At 46.8% G+C, this 23339-nt stretch carries 26 protein-coding genes; all 26 read left to right on the top strand.

Going from position 1 to position 23339, the window contains the following annotated elements; translation table 11 throughout:
- The first annotated feature begins 3 nt into the window (after window positions 1-3).
- The 26 genes from G3352_RS13925 (at window position 4) to G3352_RS14050 (ending at window position 23334) form a co-directional block, all read left to right on the top strand.
- Window positions 4-732, top strand: a complete 729-nt coding sequence (locus G3352_RS13925; RefSeq protein ID WP_076288936.1) for a demethylmenaquinone methyltransferase — start codon at window positions 4-6, stop codon at window positions 730-732.
- Window positions 725-1591 (top strand): UbiA-like polyprenyltransferase, encoded by an 867-nt coding sequence (locus tag G3352_RS13930; RefSeq protein WP_063566766.1) that lies wholly within the window; start codon window positions 725-727, stop codon window positions 1589-1591. The genes G3352_RS13925 and G3352_RS13930 overlap by 8 nt, the downstream gene beginning before the upstream one ends.
- 2 nt (window positions 1592-1593) lie before the next feature.
- Complete coding sequence (locus tag G3352_RS13935; protein ID WP_163757323.1) at window positions 1594-2211, top strand: UbiX family flavin prenyltransferase; 618 nt, start codon at window positions 1594-1596, stop codon at window positions 2209-2211.
- A 339-nt stretch (window positions 2212-2550) separates the two neighbouring features.
- On the top strand, window positions 2551-3525 hold the full coding sequence (locus G3352_RS13940) for a polyprenyl synthetase family protein (RefSeq protein WP_053780687.1): 975 nt from the start codon (window positions 2551-2553) through the stop codon (window positions 3523-3525).
- Between the two features lie 191 nt (window positions 3526-3716).
- A complete protein-coding gene (gene ndk / locus G3352_RS13945) occupies window positions 3717-4160 on the top strand; it encodes a nucleoside-diphosphate kinase (protein WP_063566769.1) in 444 nt (147 codons plus the stop codon).
- Between the two features lie 24 nt (window positions 4161-4184).
- Window positions 4185-4979 (top strand): CheR family methyltransferase, encoded by a 795-nt coding sequence (locus G3352_RS13950; protein WP_076288938.1) that lies wholly within the window; start codon window positions 4185-4187, stop codon window positions 4977-4979.
- 246 nt (window positions 4980-5225) lie between these two features.
- The gene (aroC, locus tag G3352_RS13955) at window positions 5226-6395 is read left to right on the top strand and encodes a chorismate synthase (RefSeq protein WP_063566771.1); all 1170 of its coding nucleotides are present in this window, start codon (window positions 5226-5228) and stop codon (window positions 6393-6395) included.
- Between the two features lies 1 nt (window position 6396).
- Window positions 6397-7491, top strand: coding sequence for a 3-dehydroquinate synthase (gene aroB, locus G3352_RS13960; protein WP_163757326.1), 1095 nt, complete (start codon window positions 6397-6399; stop codon window positions 7489-7491).
- A 5-nt stretch (window positions 7492-7496) separates the two neighbouring features.
- Entirely contained in the window at window positions 7497-7874 is a 378-nt protein-coding gene (aroH, locus tag G3352_RS13965) for a chorismate mutase (protein ID WP_063566773.1), read from the top strand.
- A gap of 49 nt (window positions 7875-7923) precedes the next feature.
- The gene (locus G3352_RS13970; protein ID WP_205524871.1) at window positions 7924-8085 is read left to right on the top strand and encodes a hypothetical protein; all 162 of its coding nucleotides are present in this window, start codon (window positions 7924-7926) and stop codon (window positions 8083-8085) included.
- A 488-nt stretch (window positions 8086-8573) separates the two neighbouring features.
- Window positions 8574-10145 (top strand): anthranilate synthase component I, encoded by a 1572-nt coding sequence (gene trpE / locus G3352_RS13975; RefSeq protein WP_063566774.1) that lies wholly within the window; start codon window positions 8574-8576, stop codon window positions 10143-10145.
- Window positions 10146-10231: 86 nt separating this feature from the next.
- Window positions 10232-11254 carry an anthranilate phosphoribosyltransferase gene (gene trpD, locus G3352_RS13980; protein WP_397333630.1) on the top strand — a complete coding sequence of 341 codons (1023 nt, stop codon included), beginning with the start codon at window positions 10232-10234 and terminating at the stop codon, window positions 11252-11254.
- On the top strand, window positions 11244-12035 hold the full coding sequence (gene trpC / locus G3352_RS13985) for an indole-3-glycerol phosphate synthase TrpC (RefSeq protein WP_163757330.1): 792 nt from the start codon (window positions 11244-11246) through the stop codon (window positions 12033-12035). The genes trpD and trpC overlap by 11 nt, the downstream gene beginning before the upstream one ends.
- The gene (locus G3352_RS13990) at window positions 12032-12769 is read left to right on the top strand and encodes a phosphoribosylanthranilate isomerase (protein WP_163757332.1); all 738 of its coding nucleotides are present in this window, start codon (window positions 12032-12034) and stop codon (window positions 12767-12769) included. The genes trpC and G3352_RS13990 overlap by 4 nt, the downstream gene beginning before the upstream one ends.
- A complete protein-coding gene (gene trpB, locus G3352_RS13995) occupies window positions 12766-13965 on the top strand; it encodes a tryptophan synthase subunit beta (RefSeq protein ID WP_063566776.1) in 1200 nt (399 codons plus the stop codon). Before G3352_RS13990 ends, trpB begins: the two co-directional genes overlap by 4 nt.
- The gene (gene trpA / locus G3352_RS14000; RefSeq protein ID WP_090900565.1) at window positions 13962-14768 is read left to right on the top strand and encodes a tryptophan synthase subunit alpha; all 807 of its coding nucleotides are present in this window, start codon (window positions 13962-13964) and stop codon (window positions 14766-14768) included. Before trpB ends, trpA begins: the two co-directional genes overlap by 4 nt.
- Window positions 14769-14855: 87 nt before the next feature.
- Window positions 14856-15956, top strand: coding sequence for a histidinol-phosphate transaminase (hisC, locus tag G3352_RS14005; protein ID WP_163757334.1), 1101 nt, complete (start codon window positions 14856-14858; stop codon window positions 15954-15956).
- A 27-nt stretch (window positions 15957-15983) separates the two neighbouring features.
- Window positions 15984-17078: a prephenate dehydrogenase gene (locus G3352_RS14010; protein ID WP_163757336.1), complete on the top strand. Its 1095-nt coding sequence runs from the start codon at window positions 15984-15986 to the stop codon at window positions 17076-17078.
- Window positions 17079-17807: 729 nt separating this feature from the next.
- The gene (locus G3352_RS14015) at window positions 17808-18401 is read left to right on the top strand and encodes an RNA polymerase sigma factor (protein ID WP_163757338.1); all 594 of its coding nucleotides are present in this window, start codon (window positions 17808-17810) and stop codon (window positions 18399-18401) included.
- Window positions 18398-19033 (top strand): anti-sigma factor family protein, encoded by a 636-nt coding sequence (locus tag G3352_RS14020; protein ID WP_163757340.1) that lies wholly within the window; start codon window positions 18398-18400, stop codon window positions 19031-19033. The genes G3352_RS14015 and G3352_RS14020 overlap by 4 nt, the downstream gene beginning before the upstream one ends.
- Before the next feature lie 40 nt (window positions 19034-19073).
- A complete protein-coding gene (locus G3352_RS14025) occupies window positions 19074-19673 on the top strand; it encodes a histidine phosphatase family protein (protein ID WP_163757342.1) in 600 nt (199 codons plus the stop codon).
- A 466-nt stretch (window positions 19674-20139) separates the two neighbouring features.
- Window positions 20140-21258 carry a hypothetical protein gene (locus G3352_RS14030; protein ID WP_163757344.1) on the top strand — a complete coding sequence of 373 codons (1119 nt, stop codon included), beginning with the start codon at window positions 20140-20142 and terminating at the stop codon, window positions 21256-21258.
- 44 nt (window positions 21259-21302) lie between these two features.
- Window positions 21303-21809: a gamma carbonic anhydrase family protein gene (locus tag G3352_RS14035; protein ID WP_163757346.1), complete on the top strand. Its 507-nt coding sequence runs from the start codon at window positions 21303-21305 to the stop codon at window positions 21807-21809.
- Window positions 21810-21832: 23 nt separating this feature from the next.
- Entirely contained in the window at window positions 21833-22012 is a 180-nt protein-coding gene (locus G3352_RS14040) for an IDEAL domain-containing protein (RefSeq protein WP_024630643.1), read from the top strand.
- Window positions 22013-22175: 163 nt separating this feature from the next.
- Window positions 22176-22598: a DUF2487 family protein gene (locus G3352_RS14045; protein ID WP_163757348.1), complete on the top strand. Its 423-nt coding sequence runs from the start codon at window positions 22176-22178 to the stop codon at window positions 22596-22598.
- Between the two features lie 193 nt (window positions 22599-22791).
- The gene (locus G3352_RS14050; protein WP_076288950.1) at window positions 22792-23334 is read left to right on the top strand and encodes a QcrA and Rieske domain-containing protein; all 543 of its coding nucleotides are present in this window, start codon (window positions 22792-22794) and stop codon (window positions 23332-23334) included.
- The last annotated feature ends 5 nt before the right edge of the window (window positions 23335-23339 follow it).

Raw genomic sequence — 23339 nt, forward strand, 5'->3', positions numbered from 1 at the left:
CGAATGGGGAGCGGAGAGACCAAACCTAAAGAAGAATTTGTCCATTCTGTTTTTCAGAGTATAGCTGGTAAATATGACGTCATGAATGATATTCTGAGTTTCCGCAGGCACAAAGCTTGGCGTAAATTTACCATGAAGAAAATGAATATGTCCAAAGGCGATACCGGTCTCGATTTGTGCTGCGGCACGTGTGACTGGACACTTGCCATGGCCCAAGCAAGTGAAACGGGTCACATGCATGGACTTGATTTTAGCAGCAATATGCTGGAAGTTGGACAGACCAAAGTTGATGCTGTAAACCGTCAGAAACAGATCACGCTGGTTCAAGGCAATGCGATGTCACTTCCCTTTGAAGACAATTCATTTGATTATGTCACCATTGGATTTGGCCTGCGCAATGTACCGGATCTCAGACAGGTTCTATCAGAGATGAAGCGTGTAGTGAAACCGGGAGGCATGGTAGTTTGTCTGGAGTTATCTAAGCCGACATGGCAGCCATTTAAAGCTATTTATTATTTTTATTTCGAACAACTATTACCGAACATTGCCAAATTGTTTGCCAAACGTTATGAGCAGTATAAATGGCTGCCGGACTCGCTGGCACTTTTTCCAGGGAGGAAGGAACTGGCCGACATTTTTGCAGAAACCGGATTAAAGCAAGTGCAGGCCTATCCTCTGACCGGAGGTATTGCGGCATTGCATATTGGAACCAAGGAGAATCAGCATGTTTAGGAAAATTCGCATCTTTTTAGAAATGATTAAGATTGAACATACGCTTTTCGCATTACCTTTTGCATTTATGGGGGCCATTCTCGGTTCCATGGTAGTGAATGATACATTCCCGACCTGGATGCAGATAATGTGGGTATTACTGGCTATGATTGGTGCAAGAAGTGCTGCTTTTGGCTTGAACCGCATGATTGACCAAGCCATAGATAAGAAAAATCCACGTACCGCAATGAGAGCAATTCCGGCCGGTTTGTTGAAAAACGGTGAGGTCGTTATTTTTATCATAGTATCATTTGTGCTCTTGTTCTGGGCTTCATCCAACCTTAACGTGTTATCCATGCAGCTGTTGCCGATAGCTGTATTTATGCTGGTATTGTATTCATATACCAAACGTTTCACCTGGTTGTGCCACGTAGTGCTCGGTATGACCATTGGTCTGGCTCCACTAGGGGGTTGGGTAGCGGTAACGGGTACGATGGATTGGACAGCGATTGTACTGTACGTTACGATTGTGTTCTGGACTGCAGGGTTCGATATCATCTATGCATGTCAGGATCTGGATTTTGATCAGGGCGAAGGTCTACATTCCATACCTTCCCGTTTTGGTCTTAACAAATCATTGCAGATCGCAAAGTTCTTCCACGTGATTACCGCAATCGGTTTTCTTGCTTTGTTATTGTTGACTGATCTGAGCTGGTGGTATGGTGCCGGAATGCTGATTACTTATGGTATCCTCTTCTATGAACACTATATTGTATCGCCAAATGACATGAGCCGTGTGCAGACCGCATTCTTTACAATGAACAGTGTGCTCAGTCTGGTTGTATTTACATTTACTTTAATTGATCTGGCGGTGAAATAAAGATGCAGCAGCCGGACAATAAACGACTAGTTGTCGGAATTACCGGGGCCAGTGGAAGTATATATGGCATCAGATTAATTGAAACGCTGCTTGATCTTGAATACACCGTGCATCTGGTGATCTCCAATGCTGGGTGGCGTGTATTAAAAGAAGAAATGGACTGGGATGTTACGAATCGGGACCGTGTGCTGGAAGAAAAATTCGGCAGCCGTTCGGGTTCCCTAATCTATCATCCCGTTAGTGATATTGGTGCCTCCATCGCAAGTGGTTCTTTCTTGGCAGAAGGCATGATTATAATGCCGTGCTCCATGGGAACTCTTTCATCCATTGCACAAGGCTCGTCGGACAATCTAATGTCCCGGGCTGCTGATGTCATGATGAAAGAGGGAAGAACGCTGATTTTGGTGCCACGTGAGACGCCACTGCATGCAATCCATCTGGAAAACATGCTGAAGCTCTCACGGCTTGGTGTCCGAATGATACCAGCCATGCCTGCTTTTTATTACAAACCCCAAACGATGGACGAGTTGATTCTATTTCTGGTGGGTAAAGTGCTTGATAGTCTGCGCATCCCGCATCAACTTTTTACCAGATGGGGAGAACCGGATGAACGGGGATAACTTTTTAGCTTCCTGCAATTTTGAATCTGCTGACCGAATTGCAGGGGCAATTTGCTGTCCCCCAATCCCGGGGTATTGGTGAGCGCTGATGGTGATGTTTGGATGGAACCACAGCCTTGACCCATGCTCCGGCAACTTCTGTACTTATGTTTCAGAACAAGTCGCAGAGTTTAATTCCCGGATGTCGGCCTTGACATTCGAAGAAGAGTAGTACGTCTCAGAAGAACACAAGCAGGAAAGGCAAGCCCTGGTTTTTCGTTATGCCTGCAGGCCCGACTTGCTGGAGGGGAAGGTAAGCATGGATTTATGGACTGACAATACGCTGACACGGGTGAACGAATGAAACTATTGGATATTTTCGGGTTGTTAAAAAAAGACATGGACTACATTGAAAAAGAGTTATATCGCAGTGTTCAGGGAGAACAGAAGCTGCTAAGTGAAACGTCACTTCACCTGCTCAAGGCAGGGGGTAAGCGTTTGCGTCCGGTATTTGTGTTACTCGGTGGGAAATTTGGTACATACGATATTGAACGTCTGAAGCTGGTAGCGGTTCCGTTGGAACTAATTCATTCGGCTTCACTGGTTCATGATGATGTTATTGATAATGCCGCGACACGAAGAGGTAAACCAACGGTGAAGTCCAAATGGGATAATCGGATTGCCATGTACACCGGAGATTACATTTACGGTAAGGCGCTTGAGATGACTGCAGGCCTGTCCGATCCGGCGATACACCGTATTCTGGCCAAAGCGATGGTGCAGATGTCCATTGGTGAAATGGAGCAAATTCGGGACTTTTTCAATACGGGACAAAGTGTACGTAACTATCTCTTGCGAATTCGTCGCAAAACGGCGCTTCTTATTGCTGTCAGCTGCCAGCTGGGGGCGCTTGCTACTCGTGCGCCGGAACATGTATCTTCGTTGCTGTACACCTATGGTTACAACGTGGGTATGGCGTTCCAGATACAAGATGATGTACTTGATCTGGTTGGTACCGAGAAGCAATTGGGCAAGCCTCCAGGGAGTGATATGAAGCAGGGAAATATCACGCTGCCTGTACTTTATGCATTGCAGGAACCTAATTTGCGTGAACCTTTGCTGGAGGAGATAACCCGCGTTCAGCACGAGGAGGGACGGGCGAGTGCATCCGATGCAATTGGCATGATTCGCCAAAGTCAAGGAATTGCTAAAGCAGAAGCCCTGGCTGACCGATATATGAAGAAAGCGCTCGATGCTCTGGATCAACTACCTAACATCAAGACCACCAAAAACTTGCGTGATATCGCTCATTTTGTGGTAAAACGTACGCATTAATATGTTTGAACATTAGACTGCTATGGACGGGCATCTTTTCATGAATGCAGTTCCTCGTGTAGCTGTCTCTTACTCAAAAATAACATTCATGTGATATTCCTCATTGGGAGGATTTGGACATGTATGTTACAATCAAAGGGATTGCGTTTACATAATGAAATAACTTTGAACCGTGAGTGAGGAGTGAGCCTATGGATCGTACATTTTTGATGGTGAAGCCGGATGGTGTGCAGCGTGGATTGATAGGGCGTATCGTTAGCCGTCTGGAAGACAAAGGATTTAAGTTGGTGGCAGGCAAGCTGGTGCAGATGTCTGAAGATCAGGCCAAACGCCATTATGCTGAACATGAGGGGAAACCGTTCTTCGATGATCTGGTTCGTTTTATCACATCTGGACCTGTATTTGCTATGGTCTGGGAAGGTGACGACATCGTGGCACTTGCGCGCATCGTAATCGGGAAAACCAATGTGAAGGAAGCGGCTCCGGGTACAATTCGCGGAGATTTCGCCAGCCACACACCGCATAATCTGATTCATGGGGCGGATTCACCGGAAAGCGCCACTCGTGAAGCAGCAAACTTCTTTACTCCGGATGAGCTGGTAACGTACGACAAGAGCATCGCAGCCTGGTTGTAATTTTTTAGCCAGAAGGGTGATACGATGCTGGAGCAGGAACAACTACTAGACCCGGATTACGCCGGATTTATTCGGAAAATCAAAGAGAGCACAGGCATTGATCTTGCTCAATACAAGGAAGGCCAGATGAAAAGACGGCTGACCACACTTCGTAACAAAAACGGATTTCATACGTTTTCTATCTTTTTTGATGCCATGCAAAAGGACAAGTCCTTGTTTTATGAGTTTCTGGATCGCATGACCATTAACGTCTCGGAATTTTGGCGTAACCCTAATCGCTGGGAAGTACTGCGGGATGAAATCCTGCCTGAGTTACTAGGTCCGAAGCGTGGCGTTAAAGTGTGGAGTGCCGCTTGTTCCACAGGCGAAGAACCTTACACGCTAGCGATGATTCTGGACACGATGGGCATTCTTAAGGGAAGCTCCATTACGGCAAGTGACTTGGATGAAGGTGCTCTCGCCAAAGCCAAGGAAGGGCGTTATATGGAACGCTCGCTTAAAGATGTTCCGAAGGAAACAGCCAATCGATACTTCAAGCAGGATGGCTTGGTGTACCGTATTGATGAACAATTGAAAAGTTCAGTTAAGTTCATGAAGCAAAATCTGTTACTGGATCGTTTTGACGAAGGATATGATCTGATTGTGTGCCGCAATGTCATGATCTATTTTACCGAGGAAGCCAAAAACCTGTTGTATCACAAGTTTGCAACAAGTTTGCGTCCCGGTGGTATTTTGTTCGTGGGCAGTACGGAGCAGATTTTTTCCCCAGGACAATATGGTCTGGAGACAGCGGAAACATTCTTTTACCGCAAAAAATAATTTTAATTATTTCATAACCGTCTGGCGTGCACATGTATATGTGTCCAGGCGGTTATTTGCATAATGGATGAAAGGATATCTCTCAGACACGTCGAAATCTCATTCAATTACCATTCGGGTCCAATCTATTTAAGGACAAGAAACGACCGGCTTTCTTGTCAAAGCGGGTCAGCTATACTATAATAAGCAAAGAAATTATGGGATTTTAGCAATGTGAAGTTTAACAGTTTAAAGGGGGAACGTATTATGAGTTTACGCTATTTAACCGCAGGGGAGACGCACGGACCCCAATTAACCGCAATTATTGAAGGATTGCCAAGCAATCTGAATATTGACTTTGAAGAGTTGAATTTTCAGCTTCACCGCCGCCAGAAGGGATATGGCCGTGGACGTCGGATGCAAATTGAGAAGGATCAAGCCAATTTCGTTGGTGGTATCCGTCATGGATATACAACAGGTGCTCCTGTAGCATTGGTTGTTCAAAATAATGACTGGAAACACTGGCAGAATATTATGAATATTGAGCCGATTGAAGGCAGTGACGAAGAGAAACGTCGCGTTCATCGTCCACGTCCGGGACATGCTGACTTGAATGGTGGGCTCAAATATAACCTGAAAGATTTGCGTAATGTACTGGAGCGTTCCAGTGCCCGTGAAACAACGGTGCGTGTAGCATGTGGTGCTATTGCACGTCAATTCCTTGCTGAATTCGGAATCAAAGTAGCTGGACGTGTGCTCCGTATCGGAGAAATTGAAGCTCCTTATCAGGATCTGCCGATCGATGAGCTGATCGAAGTGACAGAAGCTTCTTCCGTACGTGTGACCGATGCAGAAACCGAGAAGAAGATGGAAGCCTACATTGATCAGATCAAGCAGGAAGGCGACTCCATCGGAGGAATCGTGGAATGTATCGTTGAAGGTGTACCTGTAGGGCTTGGTAGCCACGTACAGTATGACCGTAAACTGGATGCACGGATTGCTCAGGGTGTAATGTCCATTAACGCATTCAAAGGTGTGGAAATTGGTATCGGTTTCGAAGCTGGAACGATCCGTGGATCTCAGGTGCATGATGAAATTGTGCATAGTGAAGAACGTGGTTATCACAGAGCTACCAACCGTTTGGGTGGATTCGAGGGCGGAATGACTAACGGTATGCCAGTTGTGGTACGTGGGGTTATGAAACCTATTCCTACGTTGTACAAACCGCTTCAAAGTGTGGATATCGATACAAAAGAAGCATTTACAGCTCAGGTTGAGCGTTCTGATGCATGTGCTGTTCCGGCAGCTAGCGTTGTTATGGAGCATGTGGTAGCCTGGGAAATTGCAAAAGCTTTCCTTGAGAAATTTGGCGGAGACTCCATGGAGGAAATTCGCGCAAACTTCGCTAACTACAATAATCAACTGGAGAATTACTAAGATGCGCCAGCTGACAGTGCAGTTGGAGGAGCGCTCTTATCCAATCCTAATTGGCAGCGGCCTGTTGTCTCAAGCACCTCAATATTTTGAGCAATATGGCTTAACAAAAAAAAGCCCCTTACTCATTATTACTGATGATCATGTGGCACCCAAATACTTATCCAATTTGGAACAAACGCTGAGTACGGCTGGTTTTACAGTCGTCTCCGCAGTTGTTCCATCGGGTGAAACATCGAAATCCCTTTCGGTATATCAGGATATGATGACTGTCGCCATCGAAGGCAAACTAGATCGCAGTTCGGCGATTGTTGCTCTAGGCGGGGGTGTAGTAGGGGATCTGGCTGGTTTTGTTGCTGCTACATATATGCGTGGAATCAAGTTTGTACAGGTGCCTACGACGATCCTGGCGCATGACAGCAGTGTTGGCGGCAAGGTAGCTGTCAATCATCCGCTGGCTAAAAATATGATCGGTGCATTCCATCAGCCAGAGCTGGTACTCTATGATGTGGATACGCTTCAAACCTTGCCGCCACGCGATGTCTCGGCTGGTTTGTCAGAGATGCTGAAGCACGGACTCATTAGGGATGAAGCTTTTGCATACTGGTGTGAGGAGCATGCGGATGAGTTGCTTGCCCTTGATTCAGAGGCATTGGGATATGGCTTGGAACGAGGCTGTGGTATCAAGGCAGAGATTGTATCACGTGACGAACGTGAAAATGGAGAACGTGCATTGTTAAACCTGGGTCATACGATTGGTCATGCTATTGAAGCGATTGCCGGTTACGGCGAATTTCTACATGGTGAAGCCATCTCGATTGGTATGGCGGGCTCGGCATTGCTCGGCGAGAAGTTGGGAGCCCCAGCAGGACTCTATGACGATACGGTTCGCATGTTGCGTTCATTGCGCCTTCCGGTGACGATGCCAAAACATTTGGATACAGATGCATTAATGGATGCAATGATGCACGACAAAAAGTTCCGTGAGGGCCATATGGTCTTCATTATTCCTGACCGGATCGGCGCTGCCAGAATTGTAAAGGATGTACCGGTTACGGCAGTACGCGAAGTCATTGAAATGCTCAAGAAGGGAGATTAAAAGCGATGGTTACTCGGGGAATTCGCGGGGCTACTACGGTCACGCATAATAACGAAGAACATATTTTGAAAGAAACGGCTGTACTTTTGCAGGAAATCGTGGATCGTAACGAAATCCAACCCGAAGATATTTGCAGTGTCTGGATTACGATGACTGGAGATCTAGATGCAGCTTTCCCAGCAAAGGCAATTCGCCAGTTGGATGGCTGGGAGCTTGTACCTTTGATGTGTGCATTAGAAGTTCCGGTTGCAGGCGCCTTGCCACAGTGCATCCGTTTTATGGTACATGTTAACACTGCAAAAGGTCAGAATGAAATCAACCATGTGTATCTTAACGGTGCACAGTCTCTGCGTCCCGATTTAGCGGCACCTTCCAATTCGTAAGATTAGAGTGGTTGTCAAATCATTCGGAATGATGTATAGTGAGAACCAGTTGAGTAGAGTAGAGATTGAGCTGAGAGCAGCTGAGATGAGTGGAGTATATAGCAGAGTCCAGCGGGTGGTAACCGGAGCAACAGAAGCCGGTCAACTGATTCGCGGTACGTCGTGCTACGGAATTATTAGAAACAGGATGAAGGAATGCAAACGTGTCTAGCGACATCGTTTTGTTTAGGTATAACACGACCGATATCCTCATGCATTTCATGAAAGAATGAGTGCAATGGGTGAGAATCAGTGTATGCCGGTACATTTCCTTTGTATTTGATGGATTTATATTACATCCATACAACAGCCTGTGTGATAATTCGGTAAGGATGCATGTATAGGGACTTGTTATTTATGAAACACCAACCTGTTGAAACAGCTTATAACCAAACCTCTACCTGATGGTAGAGGTTTTTTTGTTGTATATTGAATTGTTTCTTCTACCCATATAGGTTCAACTAAACTTATTACACAAAAACGGAGAGGACAGAAATAACCTGAAGAAGCGGAGCGTTCGCCTTTATCACCGGATTTTCCCTTTAGAAAGGGAATCAAAAAATCTGGGGATAACAGCGATCGGAAGGTTGTTCTGTCATCGGAGTGCTCAGTGTAAACCTCTTTAGTTGAACTTATATAAATCTGAAAGGACGTGATCTGATGATAACGCCAAACGTTAATCAAGTACTGAAAATGTCGAATGAATATAATCTGATTCCGGTAGTCAAACGGATTCTGGCAGACATGGAGACCCCGATTCGGATTTTCCGCCGTTATGCTGACAACGACCGGGCATTTCTGCTGGAAAGTGTGGAGGGTGGAATTCAATGGGCGAGATATTCCTTCATCGGTACAGATCCGTTCCTGATGATCTCCGCCAAAAAAGGGCGGATCGTGGTAGAAGAAGCGGGTCAGATTCGAGAATTGCCAGGCAAACCGATTGAAGAACTCAAAGCGCTGCTGCGCAAGTATCGCAGTCCGAAAGATGATGAACTGCCGCCATTTACAGGCGGGGCCATCGGTTTCTTTGGATACGATCTGCTGCAATATTATGAGAAGCTTCCGGCCCACGCGCTGGATGATCTGAAAATGGATGATATTCGCTTCATGTTCTGTGACCAGATTATTGTGTTTGACCATGTGAAGCAGCAGATGCTGCTTGTGGGCAATGTACATGTGAAAGACGGTGCAACGGATGATGATATCCGTCAAGCTTATGCTTTAACTTCTGAGAAGCTGGAACAGGCGGCTGAACGCTTGCAGCAGCAAGGACCAGGGGAAAACCTGAATCCGCGTTCCATTCCAGGAGACGTGGAACTGGGGGATATTCGATCCAATCTCACGAAGGAACAGTTTATCGGGAATGTAGAACAGGCCAAAGAGTACATTCGGGCAGGAGATATTTTTCAAGTGGTGTTATCCCAACGTTTCCATATTGATACCGAAGTTTCTCCGCTGCATGTATATCGCGTGCTTCGGACGTTGAATCCATCACCCTACATGTATTATCTGAAGATGGACGATGAAATTATCGTAGGGACTTCACCGGAAGCGTTGGTAAAAGTGGATGGAAACCGCGTAGAGACACGGCCGATTGCGGGAACTCGTCCAAGAGGAGCTACGGAAGCAGAAGATCGTGCATTAGCGGCAGATCTGTTGCAGGATGAGAAGGAACGTGCGGAACATCTGATGCTTGTCGATCTGGGGCGTAATGATCTGGGACGTGTGTCTAACTTCGGAAGTGTGAAATGTGACATGTTCATGGAGATTGAAAGATATTCCCACGTCATGCACATGGTGTCTAACGTTACAGGTGAGCTTAGAGAAGACAAGGATTTCTTTGATGCATTTCTTTCATGTTTGCCAGCGGGGACGGTATCCGGTGCGCCGAAACTGCGTGCGATGGAGATTATCGCGGAACTGGAAAAAGAAGCACGGGGTGCTTATGCAGGTGCTATCGGTTATCTTGGTTTCTCAGGAAACATGGACTCCTGTATTACAATTCGAACGATTATTTTCAAAAAAGGAAAAGCTTATGTGCAGGCTGGAGCCGGAATCGTATGGGATTCGGTGCCTGAGAATGAATATGAAGAAACAGTTAATAAAGCCAAAGCGCTGCTGAAGGCGATTCGCACAGCAGAAGCGATGTTTCCTGCCAAAGAGAAGGATCACACCTTGAAACTTGCCAACGCCGATTATTTTGTTACCCCAGCCACGGCTGCACAAAACTGAGAGAGGAGAGACCGGAAATGAATATGAACCCAGTCATGAATGAAGAATCAGAGCGATTTGTAACTAAAGATAGTCATGCGGAAGGGATGAAGAATGGCCTTGCCAAAATTTTGGAGGGAAGCCATCTGGAGCAGGCAGAAGCGCGCGACTTAATGTACTCCATCATGAGAGGTGAGGCCACTCCGGCTCAAATCGGAGGTTTGCTTATGGGCTTGCGGATGAAGGGGGAAACGGTGGATGAAATCACGGGGTTTGCCGAAGCCATGCGTGGACAGGGCGGACGGATCCTAACCGACGGCAATGGACTGCTGGACACCTGTGGAACAGGTGGTTCAGGTATTCATAAGTTCAACATTTCAACGGCATCGGCCATCATTGCTTCAGCAGTATCTGTCCGGGTGGCGAAGCATGGTAATCGCTCTGCTTCAGGTAAAGCGGGCAGTGCGGATGTACTTGAAGCATTGGGCGTGAATATTCATCTGGACGGAGAGCAGGCGAGACAATGTCTCGATGAGATCGGAATCTGTTTTTGTTTTGCTCAGGTGTACCACCCTTCTATGAAACATGCTGCTGCGCCAAGAAAAGAGCTGGGTGTGCGTACGATCTTTAACATGCTCGGACCTCTAACCAATCCTGCGGGAGCGGATCGACAATTGCTTGGTTTATATGACCGCAGCCGGACACCGATGATCGCTGAAGTGCTGAATCGTCTGGGGCTGAAAAGAGCTTTGGTCGTAGCGAGTCATGATGGACTGGATGAAATCAGCATCTCTGCACCTACACAAGTATCCGAACTGCGTAATGGTGAAGTGCATACGTATGACATTGATCCACGTGATATGGGATTATCGTTACATCCGCTGGAATCGGTTCTTGGAGGAGATGCGGCTCAGAACGCCGAAATTATTAAAAGGATCTTCCAGGGAGAACGGAGCGCATACCGCGATGTCGTTCTGTTGAATGCCGGGGCGTGCATCTATGTATCCGGTCTAGCGAATACCATTGCAGAAGGTGTGTTGATGGCGACAGAAGCTGTAGACTCCGGCAAGGCTGCCGGGAAGCTGGAACAGTTAATTCATACAACGGAGGCGTACAGTCATGTATCTTGATCGAATCGTAGCAACCAAACATAAAGAAGTTGAAGTTCTCGCCCAAACATTTCAGATGGACGATGCGCTGAAAAAGATAGAGGCATTACCCACTACTCGTGGATTCGAACGTGCTTTATCAGAGAGACGTAACCGTAAGCTGGGTCTCATTGCTGAAGTGAAAAAGGCTTCTCCGTCCAAAGGACTGATTCGTCCTGATTTCCATCCAGTAGAAATTGCTTCCGCATACGAACGAGCTGGAGCGGATTGTATATCCGTATTGACCGACGTTTCTTATTTCCAGGGAAATAGCGAATACTTGCAGGCCATTCATGAAGCTGTGAACATACCGCTACTGCGCAAGGATTTTATTATAGATGAACGACAGATTGCCGAGGCAAGGCTGCTTGGCGCGGATGCCGTTTTGCTGATTGCGAGCATTCTGACACCCGAACAAATGCGTCAATATCTGACATTTGCCAAGAGCCTGGGTCTTGATGCATTAATTGAAGTCCATGACCGTGCTGAACTGGAGCAAGTACTTGGTATTCCTCAGGCAACACTTGTGGGCATCAACAACCGCAATCTTAAAACGTTCGAAACGAGTCTGAACACCACATTGGATTTGATGAATTTGATTCCGGAGGGTGTAACATTAATCAGTGAAAGTGGAATTGACGGTCCTCAGCCATTGGAATCTCTTATTGAGGCAGGTGTGCATGGTATCCTTGTTGGGGAGCACCTGATGCGCAAAGACAATGTTGAGGCTGCGGTATATGAACTGATGGGACCAAAAGCATGAATGCAATCAATCATGACGGCACAAGCAGCAGAGACGTGGATCTGCGAAACCGGCCGGCAGCGGCTGTAAAAATATGTGGACTTCAGGACGTTGAAGTGCTAAAATCGATGATAAACTTGCCTGTGGATTACGTTGGTGTTGTTTTTGCCCCATCCCGTCGCCGTATTACACCTGAACAGGGTGCGGAGCTAAGAACGGTTCTCTTGGACTGGACGATGTTCGATCGGCCGAAGCTGGCGGGTGTTTTCGTGAATCCCACGCTCGAAGAGCTGGAAAGCATCATGCAGATTTCACGCCTGGATGTCATTCAGCTGCACGGACAGGAATCGCCGGAATTTTGTGAACAGGTGAAACAGCGCTTCGGTATCGAAGTGTTCAAGGCTTTCTCTTTTCCAAAAGATGAAACAGGTTCATTAGCTGACGATACCGCCTTACTGGCACTTGATCCATATAAAAATGTGGTGGACGCCATATTGCTCGATACGTTTGACCCGCTCTATGGAGGGGGCTCCGGTAAAACCTTTGCCTGGGAACGAATTCCTTTCTACGCCGAGTGGGCAAGAAAACATGGAATCGTGTTGTTCGTGGCAGGAGGATTACAGCCGGATAATGTGCAACAACTGATACAGACATATGCACCGGACGGCGTCGATGTATCCAGCGGCGTAGAGTCCGAAGGTGTGAAGGATATTGCGAAAATTACAGCATTTGTAGAAAGGGTGAAGCAGGCATGACACATCAATTGCCGGATCAACACGGGCGTTTCGGTCCCTTCGGAGGCCGCTTTGTACCTGAGACACTAATGAACGCTCTGATCGAACTGGAGGAAGCGTATAGCCACTTTTCCGAAGATGAGGAATTCAACAAGGAACTGAATTACCTGCTAAGCGAGTATTCTGGACGGGAAACGCCTTTATACCATGCAGAGCAATTGTCCCGCCGCTTGGGTGGACCCAAAATTTATTTGAAACGTGAAGACCTGAACCATACAGGAGCGCACAAGATCAATAACGCTATTGGACAGGGATTGCTGGCTAAACGGATGGGGAAAAAGAAAGTCATCGCCGAAACAGGTGCGGGACAGCATGGCGTTGCCACGGCAACAGTTGCTGCATTGCTGGGGCTTGAATGTAAAGTGTTTATGGGTGAAGAAGATACACAGCGACAACAATTGAACGTATTTCGGATGAAGCTGCTTGGAGCAGAAGTCATTCCGGTGACATCTGGCACGCGTACATTGAAAGATGCGGGTAATGAGGCGCTTCGCTACTGGGTTAGTAATGTGGAAGATACCTTCTACGTGCTTGGATCCGTAGTCGGTCCTCATCCGTACCCAATGATGGTACGTAACTTCCAGCGAGTGATCGGTGATGAGACACGGCGCCAGATTCAGGAGATTGAAGGACGGTTGCCGGATGTGATTGTTGCAGCTGTAGGCGGCGGGAGTAATGCAATCGGTATGTTCTATCCGTTTATTGGCGATCAGGATGTGAAGCTTGTTGGAGTTGAAGCAGCAGGTAAAGGGGTGGACACCGAGTTCCATGCGGCTACGATGAGCAAAGGGACACATGGTGTATTCCAGGGTTCGATGAGTTATCTACTGCAAGATGAATATGGACAGGTTCAGCCAGCCCATTCCATTTCAGCGGGACTTGATTATCCGGGGGTTGGTCCTGAGCATTCCTATCTCAAAGATATTAAACGTGCCAAATATGTTCCGATTACGGACCAGGAGGCATTGGATGCCTTGCAGTTGCTAAGCCGAACAGAAGGCATTATTCCCGCTTTGGAGTCAGCCCATGCTGTTGCGCAGGTCGTCAAGCTTGCGCCTGAACTCAGCGCTGATGATATCGTTGTGATCTGTCTTTCCGGTCGTGGTGACAAAGACGTTGAATCCATTATGAAATACACAGGAGGGGACTTGGCATGAACCTGATGGACCAGACCTTCCAGCAATTGAAAGAACAGAACCGGACAGCACTTATTCCATTCCTTACGGTTGGAGATCCAGATGTGGACACCACGGTGGAGATCATTAAGGAACTGGAACAGGCTGGAGCGGACATTTTGGAACTCGGTGTTCCTTATTCTGATCCGCTAGCAGATGGACCGGTAATCCAGCGTGCTTCCGAGCGTGCATTGAAAAGTCAGATCACAATTCGGACTTGTATGGAGACAGCAGCAAGAGCGCGTGCTGCGGGTGTGAAATTACCTTTTGTACTGTTCACCTACTATAATCCGGTGTTACAGACGGGACTGGATGTATTTTTTGACGAGTTGATCAAACATGAAATCAGTGGCATGATCATCCCGGATCTTCCGATTGAGGAAGCGGAGGATATGCGACGCCGTGCGGATGCTGCAGGTGTGCATTTGGTTCCGCTCGTAGCCCCTACGTCCAACGCGAGAATCGAGCGTATTGTTACGGGAGCACGTGGTTTCATCTATTGTGTCTCTTCTCTGGGTGTCACGGGAGAGAGAGCTTCCTTTTTCGATGGAGTAGAGAGCTTCATTGAAACTGTAAAGAGCCTGACAGATCTTCCGGTCGCTGTTGGCTTCGGCATTTCCAGTCACGAGCAGGTAGCTCGTTTCTCCCGCATCTGTGATGGTGTTGTTGTTGGTAGTGCTATCGTTCGTCAGGTGGAAGAAGCTATACCTCTTCTTGGAAATCCGGATACGCGTCAGGCAGGACTGTTGCAAATTCGCAACTTTGTGGCACAATTAAAAGGATAGGGATTCAATGATGTTACATCCCCAGGGCATGCTCAGCACAGGCTGAGGCATGTCCATAACTATTTCAATAACAGGAGGCGGTCGGATTTGAAACCGAAGTCCCAGATTGTCAATCTGCCTGTATATAAACCGGGCAAACCGATTGAAGAAGTGAAACGTGAACTGGGTTTGGAGCAAGTGATCAAGCTGGCCTCCAATGAAAATCCATATGGAAGTTCGCCTGCTGCGCTTGAAGCAATCACCAGAGAGTTGGTCAATGTAAGCATATATCCGGATGGGAGTTCCACGGAACTTACTGAAGTGCTGGCGAAGCATCTGGGAGTGGAGCGGGATAATCTGATCTTTGGTTGTGGATCGGATGAGATCATTGCGTTGATCACTCGTGCATTCTTCCTCCCGGGGGACGAGAACATCATGGCTGACCAGACGTTCTCTGTATACAAAAGTAACGCTGACATCGAGGGTGCTGTCAGCATTGAAGTTCCGCTCAAAGATGGAACTCATGACCTGACTTCCATGCTGGCGCAAATCAATGATAAGACCAAAGCGGTCTGGGTGTGTAACCCCAATAATCCAACCGGTACAATTATCTCAGAGCAGGAATTGACGGCATTTATGGATCGTGTACCTTCTCATGTGATGGTTGTGCTGGATGAAGCTTATTATGAATTCGTAACGGATGAGGCGTATCCACAAAGTGTTCCTATGATTGAGCGTTATCCTAACTTGGTCATTTTGCGGACGTTCTCCAAAATCTATGGCCTGGCTTCATTGCGTATTGGATACGGTATTGCACGCCCGGAAGTGATCGATCTGATCAACCGTGTACGTGAGCCGTTTAACACTTCACGTTTCGGTCAGGCTGCGGCGAAGGCTGCACTTGAGGATCAGGCTTTTGTCCAAGAATGTGCGGAACGTAATGCGGTAGAACGAGCGTATTTGCAAAATGAATTCACACGGTTAGAACTGCCGTTTTTCCCTTCGCAGGGTAACTTCATCATGGTTGATCTGGACATGCCATCTGCAACGGCGTTCCAGTCGCTTTTGAAACAAGGCATTATCGTTCGTCCTGGATTCCATGTATATCCAACATACATTCGTGTGTCCGTCGGAACATCAGAACAGAACCGTGCGTTTGTCACGGCACTGAAGAACACGCTGGCTGAGAAGGCGGTAGCACGCCCTTAAATCTGGCGATGAAAAGAGTGAGGACCCATGAAACTAAAAATTGCAATGATCGGTGTAGGGCTCATCGGCGGTTCACTGGCGCTTTGCTTCAAAGGCAAGCCTGGCGTAACGGTGATGGGCTATGCCCACCTGCCTGAACTGAAGGACAAGTACATAACGAGTGGTGTAGTGGATGATGCTACGCTCTCTCTGGAGGAAGCGGTACAGGATGCCGACTTTATTTTTTTGTGCGTACCTGTTGGGCTGCTCGAATCCTATTTTGGACAATTGGCCAAGCTTCCCTTGAAAAAGGGATGTATTATTACGGACGTAGGAAGCACAAAGGCGTCCATCGCAGCTTGTGCTGAGCATGTCCGCATGAGTGATGCATACTTTATTGGCGGTCATCCGATGGCCGGATCTGAGCGTGCAGGTGTGGATGCAGCCTCGGCTGTATTATTTGAGAATGCATACTATGTCTTGACCCCTTCAGAACAAGTACCTGAGGAAGCTTATGACAGGTTATCTGATCTTCTTGCGTATACACGCGCACAGATTGTTCGTGTAGAGCCGCTGCTGCACGATGACATAGTGGGAGCGATCAGTCATTTGCCACATGTTATTGCAGTTGCGCTGGTGAACCAGGTGCGTGAATATAATGAATCGAACCCTTTGTATAAAATGCTGGCTGCAGGCGGTTTCCGTGATATTACTCGGATTGCCTCCAGTGATGCCATAGTATGGAGAGATATTCTGCTGAGCAACCGTGAGGTGCTGCTGGGCTTGCTGAAGGACTGGAACGGCCAAATGACGGCTTTCACCAAAATGCTGGAGCAACAAAATGGTGAGGGCATTGAGGAGGCGTTCCGTCAGGCACGCGAGTTCCGCAGTGTGCTGCCAGAACGACGGAAAGGCATGATCTCGTCGTTGTATGATCTGTATACGGATGTACAGGATGCACCGGGGATGATCGGCAAGATTGCCACCGAGCTTGGGGCGAATGATATTAACTTAAGCAACATGGAGATTATTGAGAACCGGGTCGATGTGCCGGGCATTATGCGTTTGTCGTTCCGGCAGGAAGAAGAAATGGAACGTGCCAAAACGTTGCTGGATTCCCTGGGGTATCAAGTGTGGGTTTAGGTTATTGGAAGGGGGCGAAAGCCCTCTTTTTTATGTTGAAAATTAGCTGTTACAGGACATGTTCTAAAAAAGGACAAAAAAAAGACCGCTTACATAAGCGGCCATTGCTCACGTGGAGCAATACAGTTATTGGATAGGAGTGGAGAGAAACCATACTGTACTTTTATTATATGTATCCGTTTTCATTTTGTCAACACTTTGAGTAAAATTGTTTGAATTAATTATAACTTTCGTAAATTAAGGAAATATAATCCTTGCATAAAGTGAGTTGGAAATGCATTTTGTCCATTGCCTGATGATCGGAAATAAGGTTTAATGGTGCAATTGCTAAAAATATGTTATAACGAAATTCTGTGAAATTTTAAAATTATTTCTTTATTCACGCAAACTTTTTGAGGCCTTGGTTCGTCCAATATATGAGTGGCTTCACAAAAGGGATCAAATTGAAGTCATGGACGAGAAAATGGTTGCATAATAATGACTGGTCGGGCTTCAACGGAAGCCATGGATTTGCCAGGATGATGCAGACCGTTGTACAATAAATACTGTTAATGTAGAAACGTTGGGGAAATTGCCATTACATAGGGGAATTTGGCGGGAAAGCCTGTTTTGGCGCTGAACGCTGTTTTATGCGGTGAAAACCGCAACTTTTTTGTGCTCGTTCGGTAATACATGGATAGAGTCGAACGGGGAGAAGCACATGGATGGGCGAGGAGGGGTCGCACTCAAATGACGGATTCCCAGTTGATTCGAGAGATCAAGGAAGGTAACCTGGAGTTATATTCCGAGCTGATGAGTCGTTATCAGCGTAAAATACTGGCTTTCGTATATCATATGTTGAAAAGTTCTAATATGGAGCTGCTTGCGGAAGATCTCTGTTCTGAGACTTTCTATAAGGCGTTCCGCAGTCTGCACTCATTCCGTGAGGTGGATGCCTCATTCTCAACCTGGTTATATACCATTGCGAGAAATACGGTACTGAGTGAGCTTCGCAAACAGCGTAGTGGAAGTGTTCCACTTGAAGAGAGCGGTTTTGTACCTGTTGCTCCTTCGGAGAATGCGCCAGAGCACGCTGTATTGCGCAGTGAGCGGGTGATGCTGGTTAGGGATGCAATTAACAATTTACCGGAGAAGCAGCGTTCTGCGATTATACTCCGTGAGTATGATCAACTAGACTACCAGGAGATTGCAAATATTCTTGGGCAGAGCGTCAGTTCTGTAAAATCGTTATTGTTCAGAGCAAGGTCAAGCGTAAAAACTCAATTGGAACCTTATTTCTTCGAACCGGTCTACGAGCCATATGAAGGGATGAAGAACAGATGAATTGCAATGAAGCCCAGGAACTGTTTGCACTGGTCTGGGACTTGCCGGAAGCTCATCCTCAGCGGATTGCATTTCATGCTCATCTCGCTGGTTGTGAAGATTGTTCGCAGCAATTTGAAGTTTGGGAAGAAGCTCAAATTCTGCTGCACAGCATACCGGTTCCAGTGACAGAACAGCAGGCAGAGAGAGTGAACCGTAATGTTATGGACCGGATCTACGCGGAGTCTCCATGGCTATTGCCAGAAGAGGCAAAGGTTAATCGTTTCTCTGCTGTGATCCGCAAGCATATGTCTTTGTGGATTGCTGCGTTCCTGGCAATTTTTTTATGCAGCTTTCTGTACATGGCGATGTTTAAGCCGGACGTATCAGAAGCTGAGCAGACCAGCGTGGTCTCTACGGGTATTTTGGAGACAGGAGTAGCAGGCAGTGATCCTTCTTCCTCCGGGTTGTACAAGTACAACATGACTGGAGCGGATAGAGGGAGTATTATTGAGCCTTTCGTTGTGAGCATGGGCCCAGCGTATCCCCAGTACTGGATGGCGTTGTCGCTGCTTGCAATAGGTATGGCTCTGTTCTCTCTTGGGCGGATGCATCGTTCAACAAACAAACGCAAACAAGGTGCACGTGCTTAGGTAAAGCTTTCGTTCACCGTATAGAGAAATGAGGGATGAGATGCGCATTGGGCTTATTCGTCACGGTCTAACCGACTGGAATGCAGCAGGGCGTATTCAGGGACAGACAGACATACCTCTGAATGCGGAAGGTCGTGAGCAAGCTGAGCGTCTGGGTAGACGTTTGCTTACCGAAGAGTATCGCTGGGACCACATCATTACGAGCGGGCTGTCCAGGGCTCAGGAAACGGGAGAGATTATTTCCGCGCTATTGAATGTTCCTTTGCTTGAGCCGGATGCACGCTTGAAAGAGCGTGCCTTTGGTCAAATTGAAGGTCTGACATCCGAAGAGCGTGTGGCTCGTTGGGGCGCTTCCTGGGAGACGCTTGATTTGGGACAGGAACAGATTGCTGATATTCAGACACGTGCATTGGGCTTTCTGGAGGATTTATGGGAGGCTCATCAGGACCAAAATGTGCTGATTGTCTCCCATGGCGCTTTTTTAGCCAGTCTGCTATCAGCTTTGTATAAAGACCGCTATACGGAACGAATTGGAAACTTGTCGCTTACGATCCTGGAGAAGGAACGTGACGATTGGAGTCCATTGCTTTATAACTGTACACGACACCTTTCATTGGATCTGGCAAAACAACCTGAGTAATTAACTCAGGTTGTTTTTTTGCGTTATAGCAATGTGTAACTGCCATTCTATAGAGATTGAAATAAACATTTACACAAGAACGGAGAGGACAGAAATAACCTGAGGAAGCGGAGCTAAAAGCTTTCTGAAAGAAAGCTGCATCGTAAGCATACGCTTCGCCTTTATCCCCGGATTTTCCCCTTCGAAAAAAGGGAATCCAAAAAATCTGGGGATAACAGCGATCAGAAGGTTGTTCTGTCATTGGAGTGGCAAGTGTAAATATTCTTTAGTTCAATTTCTATATGATTTTGAACCTCTCATTCTTCTTCTGAGCAGGCAACTTCGGGCATAGTATGGTTAAAACATAAAAGATTTGCAAAAAAGAGGTTTAGATCATGGGAATTCCGTCAACGATGTTTACAAAACCAAACTACTTCAGGCCCCGAATCAACAGCCAAAAAGTAGTCAAGGGCGAGGCGATGGACCCATGAATCTAGCGGATATGCTTACTTTTGCCGATATCGGCCAGCTTAATCGAATAGCAGACTATTACCAGTGCGAGTGTAAGCCCAATTCCAAACATGAACTCATCCAGAGTATTCTCACTACATTGGGCAGCAGACCTTTTTTTGAGCAGCAAGTTCGCGAACTAAATCAGGTAGATCTGCGATTTTTGAACAACTTGCTGTTTGATACCCGCCAATACTTCGGTATGGAGGAACTTGTCGCCATTGCTCGTCAGTCGATGGATAAAAAAGATAGCGAGGCTGGAGCCAGCCCGCGTGATCTTATCGTACGCTTCACGAAGAGTGGGTGGTTGTTCAATGGCACAACTCAACAAACCAGGTATCTGTATCAGGTACCTAAGGATTTGCAAATGAGATTTCGGGATGTGTTATCCACTCACCTGAAAGCAGGCATTGCACAGACGAGCGAGCCTCCCGTTTACAGGGATGAATACCATCTACTCGCAGACGACCTGAAACTGTTTCTCCAATTTGTTCAGCAGCATGAAATAGCACTGAACGCAGAAGGCATGATGTATCGCCGTTCTCAGCAACAGATCATGGAGCATTTGCATGTAAGTGAAGCGTTGGTGGGTAAGGCTGGATGGAGATTCGGTTATGGTCGTTCGTTTAAAGACTACCCCGACCGATTTGCGTTCATCTATGATTACGCTTTTCATCATCGTCTGGTCCGTGAAGAACAGGGCACGCTGAAATTAACACCTTCCGGTGAAGACAAGCTGGGGGCAGAGAAAACAGCTGAGATGATACAGCTATTTCGGTTTTGGTTAAGACTTTATAAAGGTGCTATTCCCAATCTGTCCTCGATTGTGTACTGGACAGGGGAATGTGCAGCTGGCTGGTCCACAGCAGAGTCTTTGTTCCGCCAGATTGGTCCCTATATTCAGCCGTTCTATTATGACACTGCCGAGACGATTTATGACAACAGGATACTCAAAATGATGCTGCATCTAGGCATGCTTCGTATTGGAGAACATGCAGATGGACGAACAGTACAAATGACAGCATGGGGTTCACGCCTTGCGTCATCCTGTCGCTCGCTGTCCGGGGATATTACCCCCGTTATGTTTGACAAGTGAAGGACAAGTTGCTAAAATCACTCCCAAATTAAGGAGTGATACTTATGATAATTCCATACAAAGGTATGCAACCCCAGTTACACCCTTCGGTATATATGGCTGAAGGCGCAAAACTTATAGGTGATCTGACAATGGGTGAAGAATCTACGATCTGGTTCAATGCTGTGCTGCGCGCCGATCTGGCACCCATTATAATTGGACGGCGCTGTAATATACAGGATAATGCTGTTGGACATGTCAACACGGATCAACCTTTGATTTTGGACGACGATGTATCGGTAGGGCATTCTGCGATTATCCATGGATGTCGTATCGGAACAGGTTCGCTGATTGGTATGGGCGCTATCCTTCTCAATGGAGCCGAAATTGGTGAATATACGCTGATCGGGGCCGGTTCTGTTGTAACTGAAAATACTAAAATACCGCCTTATACCCTTGCTTTGGGCACACCAGCCAAAGTGATACGTGAGTTGACTGACGCAGATCTTGAGCGGATGTCGAGAACTACACTAGGTTATGTTGCCAGAGGAAAGGAGTATAGGAGCTCTTAAATCCGTTTTGGAGGTGCATCCTATTGGATAAAATGAAAGTTACGTATGAAGTCATGTTGGGGCTGGCTGCTGAGATGGTGTGGGACGACGCGCTTCGTAAACAGCGCAGTGAGAAGCTGTATATGGAAATCGATAAGGCTTTGGCTACCGGAGACGAAGTAGCTTTCCGGAATCTGACGGATGAACTGAAAGCCATAAACTGATGAGCATGTAAAAATAATATATAAGACAGGAAATGCGTGAAACACGCATTTCTTTTTTGTGTTCTTCATCATTCTTAAGCGGAAAAAGTATGAATCTCTGGATTTATAATATACGCTCATATATAATATGGGAATAAAATGGATAGAGAGGGGAATTAGGGAATTGAAATTCAGTGAGGTGACTCAAGACAGCTGGGCGGAACTGCAACTCTATCTGGATACATGCCTTATTCCATATACAGCCCTGACGGGCAAGCAGTCCCCGGTTGAAGCAACTGAGGCGTTGGAGCGGCTTAGAGATTTTTTGGATCTGGTGGAGATTCCTTTTAAAGGGCGTATCATGACTTACCCTGCATTCCATTATGCGTGTCCGGATATGTCAATGGCATTAAATACCTTATCCGAACAGCTCAAATCCTCCGGTTTCAAATATGTGGTTATAATGTCATCTGATGGCGAGTTAGAACAGACCCACATCACCTCTGCAGATTTGGTATTAAGTCGTTCTGTTTTAATTCAAGAGGTTGGAGAAGAGGGGATTTCGCGTTTTGTCGGGGAAAAAATCCGTGAGTTATGGAAAAGATGACCTACCTGTGACAAATGTGACAATTTACCAACATTTTTTTAATAACGCTTACAAATGAACCTTAAAAATGTGTGACAAATTCTTGACGGTGTTCTAGGGCTACTATATGATTATGTATGTTCTAGTAAGTCGTGGAATTTCTGATAATGAAAACGATTGAGAGAGTTGGCTGAAAAAGGGGGTTGGAGACAGTATGAGCAGTGAGCATGACCAGCACGAAGCTTCGATGAAATTGCCAAGCCGCATGGAAATGTCACGCAGGCAGTTTTTGACGTACACGCTTGGTGGAGCTACAGCCTACATGGCCGCCGGTGCAATACTCCCCATGGTCCGTTTTGCGGTGGACCCGATTTTGCAGCACAAGGGAGAAGGCACCTCTGTCAAAGTAGCGGAAATCAGCAAAATTACGAATGAACCTCAAGAATTTACGTTTGAATTGAAACAGCAAGACGGTTGGTATTTGAGCAATGCTTCGTTAATCGCCTGGATCAGGAAAGATGAGCAGGGCAAAATCTATGCGCTTTCACCCATTTGTAAACATTTGGGATGTACCGTAGGTTGGAACAGTGATAAGCAATATCCTGACGAATATCATTGTCCGTGCCATGGCGCGCATTATAACAAGGAAGGCAAGAACCTTGCCGTAGCCCCGAAGCCGCTTGATGAGTATGTGGTTAAAGAAGATCAGGGTTGGGTTTATCTGGGCGACATTATTCCGAACACCCGAGTCAAATAGGAGGC

The organism is Paenibacillus sp. ALJ109b, assembly GCF_010747435.1.
Classification (GTDB): Bacteria; Bacillota; Bacilli; order Paenibacillales; family Paenibacillaceae; genus Paenibacillus; species Paenibacillus taichungensis.

What these genes read in the sequence shown, in the direction of transcription:
- G3352_RS13925 (WP_076288936.1), top strand. Translation starts at nt 4, where the DNA reads ATGGGGAGCGGAGAGACCAAACCTAAAGAAGAATTTGTCCATTCTGTT.
- aroH (WP_063566773.1), top strand. Translation starts at nt 7,497, where the DNA reads ATGGTTACTCGGGGAATTCGCGGGGCTACTACGGTCACGCATAATAAC.
- G3352_RS14010 (WP_163757336.1), top strand. Translation starts at nt 15,984, where the DNA reads ATGAAACTAAAAATTGCAATGATCGGTGTAGGGCTCATCGGCGGTTCA.
- ndk (WP_063566769.1), top strand. Translation starts at nt 3,717, where the DNA reads ATGGATCGTACATTTTTGATGGTGAAGCCGGATGGTGTGCAGCGTGGA.
- G3352_RS13940 (WP_053780687.1), top strand. Translation starts at nt 2,551, where the DNA reads ATGAAACTATTGGATATTTTCGGGTTGTTAAAAAAAGACATGGACTAC.
- G3352_RS13990 (WP_163757332.1), top strand. Translation starts at nt 12,032, where the DNA reads ATGAATGCAATCAATCATGACGGCACAAGCAGCAGAGACGTGGATCTG.
- trpE (WP_063566774.1), top strand. Translation starts at nt 8,574, where the DNA reads ATGATAACGCCAAACGTTAATCAAGTACTGAAAATGTCGAATGAATAT.
- G3352_RS13950 (WP_076288938.1), top strand. Translation starts at nt 4,185, where the DNA reads ATGCTGGAGCAGGAACAACTACTAGACCCGGATTACGCCGGATTTATT.
- G3352_RS14030 (WP_163757344.1), top strand. Translation starts at nt 20,140, where the DNA reads ATGAATCTAGCGGATATGCTTACTTTTGCCGATATCGGCCAGCTTAAT.
- trpD (WP_397333630.1), top strand. Translation starts at nt 10,232, where the DNA reads ATGAAGAATGGCCTTGCCAAAATTTTGGAGGGAAGCCATCTGGAGCAG.
- trpA (WP_090900565.1), top strand. Translation starts at nt 13,962, where the DNA reads ATGAACCTGATGGACCAGACCTTCCAGCAATTGAAAGAACAGAACCGG.
- trpB (WP_063566776.1), top strand. Translation starts at nt 12,766, where the DNA reads ATGACACATCAATTGCCGGATCAACACGGGCGTTTCGGTCCCTTCGGA.
- trpC (WP_163757330.1), top strand. Translation starts at nt 11,244, where the DNA reads ATGTATCTTGATCGAATCGTAGCAACCAAACATAAAGAAGTTGAAGTT.
- aroC (WP_063566771.1), top strand. Translation starts at nt 5,226, where the DNA reads ATGAGTTTACGCTATTTAACCGCAGGGGAGACGCACGGACCCCAATTA.
- G3352_RS14015 (WP_163757338.1), top strand. Translation starts at nt 17,808, where the DNA reads ATGACGGATTCCCAGTTGATTCGAGAGATCAAGGAAGGTAACCTGGAG.
- G3352_RS14020 (WP_163757340.1), top strand. Translation starts at nt 18,398, where the DNA reads ATGAATTGCAATGAAGCCCAGGAACTGTTTGCACTGGTCTGGGACTTG.
- aroB (WP_163757326.1), top strand. Translation starts at nt 6,397, where the DNA reads ATGCGCCAGCTGACAGTGCAGTTGGAGGAGCGCTCTTATCCAATCCTA.
- G3352_RS14025 (WP_163757342.1), top strand. Translation starts at nt 19,074, where the DNA reads ATGCGCATTGGGCTTATTCGTCACGGTCTAACCGACTGGAATGCAGCA.
- G3352_RS13935 (WP_163757323.1), top strand. Translation starts at nt 1,594, where the DNA reads ATGCAGCAGCCGGACAATAAACGACTAGTTGTCGGAATTACCGGGGCC.
- G3352_RS14035 (WP_163757346.1), top strand. Translation starts at nt 21,303, where the DNA reads ATGATAATTCCATACAAAGGTATGCAACCCCAGTTACACCCTTCGGTA.
- G3352_RS14050 (WP_076288950.1), top strand. Translation starts at nt 22,792, where the DNA reads ATGAGCAGTGAGCATGACCAGCACGAAGCTTCGATGAAATTGCCAAGC.
- G3352_RS13930 (WP_063566766.1), top strand. Translation starts at nt 725, where the DNA reads ATGTTTAGGAAAATTCGCATCTTTTTAGAAATGATTAAGATTGAACAT.